General features: G+C 65.4%; 5 protein-coding genes and 4 pseudogenes. 5 read left to right on the top strand and 4 right to left on the bottom strand.

The window, feature by feature from the left end; all coding sequences use genetic code 11:
• Positions 1–6: 6 nt before the first annotated feature.
• Positions 7–174, top strand: coding sequence for an SRPBCC domain-containing protein (locus tag QOI01_RS35315; protein ID WP_526388764.1), 168 nt, complete (start codon positions 7–9; stop codon positions 172–174).
• A 626-nt stretch (positions 175–800) separates the two neighbouring features.
• Here the strand turns inward: QOI01_RS35315 and QOI01_RS35310 are convergent.
• Positions 801–1,934: a VIT1/CCC1 transporter family protein gene (locus QOI01_RS35310; protein WP_526388762.1), complete on the bottom strand. Its 1,134-nt coding sequence runs from the start codon at positions 1,932–1,934 to the stop codon at positions 801–803.
• Positions 1,935–2,223: 289 nt separating this feature from the next.
• On the opposite strand from QOI01_RS35310, the gene QOI01_RS35305 reads away from it, so the two are divergent.
• Positions 2,224–2,541, top strand: a complete 318-nt coding sequence (locus QOI01_RS35305) for a thioredoxin family protein (protein WP_526388760.1) — start codon at positions 2,224–2,226, stop codon at positions 2,539–2,541.
• Between the two features lie 10 nt (positions 2,542–2,551).
• Positions 2,552–2,755: pseudogene (locus QOI01_RS35300) on the top strand (DinB family protein); the annotation flags it as partial.
• Here the strand turns inward: QOI01_RS35300 and QOI01_RS35295 are convergent.
• Positions 2,736–2,990, bottom strand: a pseudogene (locus QOI01_RS35295) (amidase family protein); the annotation flags it as partial. The pseudogenes QOI01_RS35300 and QOI01_RS35295 sit on opposite strands and share 20 nt — an antisense overlap.
• Positions 2,991–3,737: 747 nt before the next feature.
• Here QOI01_RS35295 and QOI01_RS35290 point away from each other — a divergent pair.
• Both QOI01_RS35290 and QOI01_RS35285 read left to right on the top strand, forming a co-directional pair.
• Entirely contained in the window at positions 3,738–5,198 is a 1,461-nt protein-coding gene (locus QOI01_RS35290) for a UbiD family decarboxylase (RefSeq protein WP_526388758.1), read from the top strand.
• A complete protein-coding gene (locus QOI01_RS35285; RefSeq protein WP_526388756.1) occupies positions 5,185–5,739 on the top strand; it encodes a flavoprotein in 555 nt (184 codons plus the stop codon). The genes QOI01_RS35290 and QOI01_RS35285 overlap by 14 nt, the downstream gene beginning before the upstream one ends.
• A 107-nt stretch (positions 5,740–5,846) precedes the next feature.
• Here the strand turns inward: QOI01_RS35285 and QOI01_RS35280 are convergent.
• A pseudogene (locus QOI01_RS35280) lies at positions 5,847–6,128 on the bottom strand (replicative DNA helicase); the annotation flags it as partial.
• A gap of 146 nt (positions 6,129–6,274) precedes the next feature.
• Positions 6,275–6,568: pseudogene (locus QOI01_RS35275) on the bottom strand (hypothetical protein); the annotation flags it as partial.

The following is a 6,568-nucleotide window of genomic DNA, read 5'->3' as shown; positions in this document are numbered from 1 at the left end:
TCATTCGTGACCGCCGTCATCACCATGAAGGATCACCCGGATGGCACCGAGTACACCGCCACCGCGCTGCACCGCAACATCGCCGACCGCGACCAGCACGAACAGCTCGGCTTCCACGACGGCTGGGGCACAGTCACCCGGCAGCTCGCCGAACTCGTCGAGTCGCGGGCATAGACACGCCAACGGAACACGGAGAGGCATGATCGCGACGACAAGGAAGTGCCACCAAGCCTAAGACGCACGACAGGCCGTGCGCTGCAATGTATTTAGCACCTGTTGACGGCAACTGAATACCACTGCGCGGCAAGTCCTCCCGCTCCGAATAGCGCCACGGCGGCGCTGACAACTCGTCCTGCCCCTAGCCAGGCCGTCCGCTGACGGCGATCTGATGCTCACAGCTTGGCCTGCAAGGACCGCCGAATACTCGGCTGTCAGGGCGGAAACCCAAACAGCGAACGGGACCGGGCATCTGTAATGCCCCTCGATGACACGGGTCGCTTCCCCAAGCACGCATCGAGCTTGAGTCGCAGCCAATCAACATCATGTCGGCTGTCGACATACCACCGCGCAGGACGCCTCGCTCGAACGAGCGGTCCATACGATCCCCGTGCCAGCCTGCACGCGGGCAAGACGAACGGCGTCACACCTCATGCCTCATGCCTCATGCCTCATGCGAGCGTCCGCCGCCTGCTCGCCGAGCCGAAAATCACCCCCGATCGCCTGACACACGATGAGCGAGCCAACCAACCCTCGGTGCCGTTCGTGTGCGTGAAGGACGGCGGCAATAGTTACGTTCGCTGTTAGCCGATACCGGTACCGAAGAGCAGGCCCAGCAGATACGTGACGGTGGCGGCGCCGTAGCCGATGAGCAGTTGGCGCACCGCTCTGCGTAACGGCGGTCCGCCGGACAACAGGCCCACAATCACACCGGTAGCCACCAGGGCCAGCCCCACCAGGATCGCGGCTACGACCAGTGCGACGATGCCTTGCAGTCCGAACAGGTAAGGCAGCACAGGGATCAGCGCACCAGAGGCAAAGAAGCAGAAGCTCGAGATGGCCGCTCCCAACGCGGTGCCAACCGCTTCGTGACCGTCGACGCCCGAGCCCGCGGCGCGCCTGCCGTCAATTCCTAGGGTGTGATTCCGGAGTACCTCCGCGGCGCGCGCGGCGGCTTCGTCGGCGCTCAGTCCCCGGGCTCGGTATACCAATGCCAACTCATTCGCGTCGATATCCAGTTGGGGCAGCGCGGCGGCTGATTCGGGGCTAGGGGTCGATGCCTCCAACAACTCGCGCTGGGATCGCACCGAGACGTATTCGCCCGCACCCATGGATAGAGCGCCAGCGAGGAGACCAGCTACACCGGTGATCAGCACGGTTTGATTGGAGACCCCGCTGGCGCTGACACCCAAGACCAAGGCGAGGTTGCTGACGAGGCCGTCGTTGGCCCCGAACACTGCTGCCCGGAAGCTGCCCGACAGCCGATTACGGCCGCGGGCAGCCAGCGCGCGGACCACTTCCTCGTGGATACGCTCATCTGCGGCCATCGATGGAGTGGCGTCAACATCGGCGTCATACGTTGAGCGCGCCTCAGCCCGCTGGGCGAGGGCGAGGACGAACACCGACCCGAAGTGCCGCGCCAGAAAACCCAGTACGCGGGTACGTAGGTCGTTCTGCCTGGGCTTGCCCACCTCATCGCCCAGCAGTGCCCGCCAGTACTGTTCGTGGCGGCCCTCTGCCGCGGCCAAGGCAAGCAGGATGTCGCGTTCCTCCCCAGTGCGCCGCTCCGCCAAATCGCGGTACACCGCAGCCTCCGCGCGTTCGTCGGCGAGGTGCTGCCGCCAGCGGCGAAGGTCGGACTGACGTCGTTGCTTCCTCCTTGGCTGCGCGGCCCGCTCAACTTCCTCTTTGCTGCGAAAGTCTGCCTCGCCGTCCATAACTAGCATCATTCCCGGTCAAGACCGCGGGGTAACGCGTGGCCGGTCATCGACGCCGGCGAGGGCGCACAAACGGGAACTTTGTTCGGCGGAAACTGCATCGGCACACCTACTCACCGTCAGACGCCGGTATGACGCGGGTCGGCCCGCTTTCCAAGCCCGTGCATCCCGAGCTGACTGGCCGAATCCCTATACATGCCGTCCCGCCCGTGGGCACCACCTTTCCCGTGTCCGCACCAGATGTGAAACGCATGGAGTGAGTACGCCGGGCAGGCGCATCATTGGCAGTGTGGATGTCGAGCTGCGATTCGTGCAGGGCTGCCCGAACCTGACCGTCATTAGGCAGCTGCTGGTGATCGCCCTCGAGGCCGTCGGTCGTTCCGACACACAGGTGCGGCTTCGGCTGGTGCGTACCTCCGCGGAGGCCGCGGCACTCGACTTTGTCGGATCGCCGACGGTGTTGATCAACGGCTGCGACCCGTTCCCGAGAGATGAAGCCGCTGTTGGGCTGTCGTGTCGGCTCTATCGTCGCGACGGTGGCCTATCTGGATCGCCGAGTGTCGAGCAGTTAGTCGGCGCACTGGCAGCGTCGCGTCCGGCTGGGTAGGACGAGCACGGTGGCGGCGGACGACGGCACCGTCGATAGAACCGCGCTGGCGGCCGACCTCGAGCGGGCCCGCGTTGAGTTCCACCGACTGCTCGTCGACGCAGAGCGCGAGAACGTTTGGACCGTGCCGACGCGCGGGACGCGGTGGACCAACGAGCAGTTGTTGTTCCACATGGTATTCGGCTACATGGTTGTGCAGCGGCTGCTGATCCTTTGACCACGACGTCCATGGTGGGCACCAGCGGCCAGTTGCCCCGCACGGAGATCACGCCGCGCGACGGGGTGTAGGCACACAGCGCGTTGTTGGTCGCCGGTGCGCGTCCGCTGGACCACGTCTCTTCGCCGAGCCCGAAGGATGCGAAGCTGGCAGCCGTCGCCGTGCCCGACCCGCTGGACGAGCCGGACCCGAGCGCCGATTTTAAATAGTTTGCGTTGTAGGGACTTTCAGCAGCCACGACGGTACGTAGGTGTTGCACGATCTCGGCCGAGATGCGTTCTCCGGGAAGGATGCCGGGCAGCTTCGAGATCGCCGAAGTCGCCGACACCGCCGCCCTCACTCTGCGGCCAGCACTCGCGATCCGTTCCCGCTCCAAATCCCGATGACGTCATGTGACGCGACAGTCGGTTCCCGCCCGGTGGCCCGGCAGGCGCACCGGCGATGCAAGATCAGGTCGTCGGCCTTCGGCCCGCACTCGCCGTGCGGGCCGCCTGAGAACGCGAACTGTGCGGTCGACGGCATCGCAGCCGTCCGTACCGCACGCAGAGGGCCAGCGTCCGACGACATCGGGCAGTGGCGCGCGGCAGGCCTAGTGCACCGTAGTACGCGTCGACGATGACCAATGCAGGGTGCTAGCCGATCCCGAACGGTGCCCGCTTCGTCCATGTGGTCGCCGTGAGCAGCGAACGGTCGCGCTCGGTGAAGAAGCGATTCCACGTGGGTGTGAACCAGCCAATACGACATCATTTTCCTGTGTTCAGGAAACGCGGAGAAAAGCAGCGTAGAGGTGGAGATGTTGACTAAGGCCTCGACATCAGAATCGGTCTGCCCAAGTTAGTGTCGACACTTTTTCGTGATTGGCCTCATAACCGGGGAGCTGCGTTGCTCTCTCACATCCGAAGTTGCTCGTCGAAAACATCTTCGTCGCGCAGCTGCAGTCATCGGGGTTCATCGACAGCCTCTACACGCAAGGACATCCATGACCAGCCAACTCGAGGACATCGCCGATCTGCGCGGCTGGCTGGCGCTGATCGACGACATTGGCGAGCTACGCCACATCGACGGCGCGCACTGGGACGAGGAAATCGGAGCCGCATCGCAAGTCAACTACTTGCGCTCCTCGCCGCCGGCTCTGATGTTTGACAACATCACCGGCTACCGCAGCGGTCAACGCGTATTGAGCGCCAGCGTCGCCAATGCCCGCCGACTCGGCGTGACACTGCGACTCGGAACAGATCTCGACGACCGCGCGCTGATTGATGCGCTGCGCAGCCGCCCGAACCACTGGGCAGCCACCGCAGCCAACTACCCGACGCAAGAAATAGCTTCCGGTCCGGTGTGCGAAAACGTCCTGAAGCCACCCGAAGTGAAGCTGTTGGACTTCCCGATCCCGCGGTGGCACGAAGGTGACGGCGGGCGTTACGCAGGCACCGGCTGCGCCGTGTTCACCACCGACCCCGACACCGGTGTCGTCAACGCGGGCGCGTACCGCATGCAAGTCCAAAACGATGGGCGCGCAGCAAGTGTCAACATGGAGGCGGGCAAGCACGGCGCGGCGCACGTCCGCGCCTGGTTCGACCGTGCGGGCCGGGCACCGGTGACCGCCTCACTCGGCCACGACCCGCTCCTGCTGGTGGTCGCGGGCACCGAAGTCCCCCGCGGCGTCTCCGAGCTCGAGTACGCCGGGGCTGTGCTGGGTCGACCCGTGGACATTGTCGCCGGCGAGCTCACCGGGCTCCCGGTGCCGGCCTTCAGTGAGATCGTCGTCGAGGGCTGGCTGACTCCCGACCGCCGCGAACCAGAAGGCCCGTTCGGAGAATGGACCGGCTATTACAGCGGCGGCAGTGAGCCGGTCCTGACCATGGACATCGAGCGGATTTATCACCGCCACAACCCCATCCAGCTCGGGGCGCCCCCCGGTAAGCCACCCCACGACTACTCGTACATGCGCAGCGTCATGAAGTCCGCGATGATTCACGACGCACTGGTCGCCACCGGACTTCCCGGCCTGGAAGGCGTGTGGGCGCACGAAGTCGGCGGCGGCCGTCAACTGCTCGCCGTCGCTGTGCACCAGCAGTATCCGGGGCATGTCCGCCAAACGGGACACCTCACCGCGTCGCTGCCCTCGGCGGCCTACATGAACAAATTCGTCGTCGTCGTCGACCACGACGTCGACCCCCGCAGCCTCAACGACGTGATGTGGGCGGTCTGCACACGCACCGATCCCGGCGTCGACATCGAGGTGCTCCACCGCACCTGGGGCAGCCGGGTTGACCCACTGCGCGAACCAGGCGCGCCCGCGTTCAACAACAGAGCCGTCATCGACGCCTGCCGCCCCTGGGCGCGTCTGGCGGAGTTCCCCGCAGTCGCTGAGGCTTCGCGCGACCTGCTCGACCGAGTGGTGCAACGCTGGCCCGACGTCCTGGGTGGGATCCGTTGACGTGATTCAGCAAGGCACAGAACGTATTCCGTGGGTGGTAGGAATCACCGGCGCCAGCGGCACACCCTACGCGGCCGCGGTCTTGCGCGGACTGCTCGACGCCGGCCTGCCGGTGGACCCGGTCGTGAGCCAAGCGGCGCGACTGACGCTGATCGACGAGACAGGCTCGACATTCCACGAGGCACAGTGGCGTGAAGATACCGAACAATTCCTCGGACGCGACGTCGGGAACATGCTCGTGTGGAACGTCAGCGACTACTTCACGGCCGACCCCGCCAGCGGCAGCTATCTGACCCGCGGCATGATCATCGTCCCGGCCAGCACAGCCGTCATCGCTGGCGTGGCCACCGGGATCAGCAGAGACTTGATTCAACCCGCCGCCGACGTCACCCTCGAGGAACGCCGCCTCCCTGGTAATCGTGCCCAGAGAGACACCCATGCGTCACAGCACGCTACGGCAAATGGCCGACCTGGCCGCAGAACGAGCCGTGATCCTGCCAGCCTCCCCCGGCTTCTACGCTGGCTCCAAAGACGTCAATGAACTGCTCGACTTCATCGCCGCGAAAGTTCTGGATGTGATCGGAGTGCCGCATACGCTCTCCCCGCCGCTGGGCGGGCCAGCTCGGAGTCGCGAAAGAATCCACCGATACCTAGCGAGAGTCGATTCCATCCGTCAAGTGTCATGAACTGACTGTTGGCAGTCGCCTCGACTTCACGGCCGCAGGCCAACCGCAGCGCGTACGCTGCCTGCCGTCCGCTCGGGACCCCGCGCAGCATTGGCCGCGCGACTAGGCGCATGGGTTCATCGAGCGACCACACCAGCAGGCGCTCGCCGGTTCCCGCCAAATCACGGAGTGTCACCTCGGAGCCGTTGTCGGCCCTGAGGATCCGTGCGCCCGCGGTAAGAATGCCGGACTCGTAGAGATCGGATGCCACGAGATTCTCTCAGCTGCAGCCGTACAGTGACCACGGCGTTATCGCAGACCGCAACAGGTGCAGTTGATGCGCGTCCGTGGTGGTGCTAGCTGGTCTGTTGAGATTCCGAGCGACGAGGTCCGCCCGCGTGAGCCAGAGCTTCATCCCGTCCATGCCTGCTCTTGCCGGAACGCCACGATCGCCAGGTCCATGGTCCGGTCGGCGGAGCTGACCCGCACCGTGGACTGCGAGGTCTGCACGGAGCGCAGGTCGGGCGCCGGCCCGCGGGTCTCGCCGCGGCCCAGGGTGATCACCGTCGAGGACAGGCCCGCCGATGGTGGCGCGGTGGGCTGGTCGCGACCACGATGGTCGGCACGCAGTCGGGTGCGCGGCGGCGATCCACCACCGCGATGTTGTTTTGCGCCAACGGAAGCCACCGAGCGGGCTGGTCGGAA

It is taken from the genome of Mycobacterium sp. (assembly GCF_032162605.1).
Taxonomy (GTDB): Bacteria; Actinomycetota; Actinomycetes; order Mycobacteriales; family Mycobacteriaceae; genus Mycobacterium.
This window is presented reverse-complemented; position numbering and strand designations above follow the sequence as displayed.

Coding starts and splice junctions, on each gene's coding strand:
- QOI01_RS35310 (WP_526388762.1), bottom strand. CDS start 1,934: ATGGACGGCGAGGCAGACTTTCGCAGCAAAGAGGAAGTTGAGCGGGCC.
- QOI01_RS35290 (WP_526388758.1), top strand. CDS start 3,738: ATGACCAGCCAACTCGAGGACATCGCCGATCTGCGCGGCTGGCTGGCG.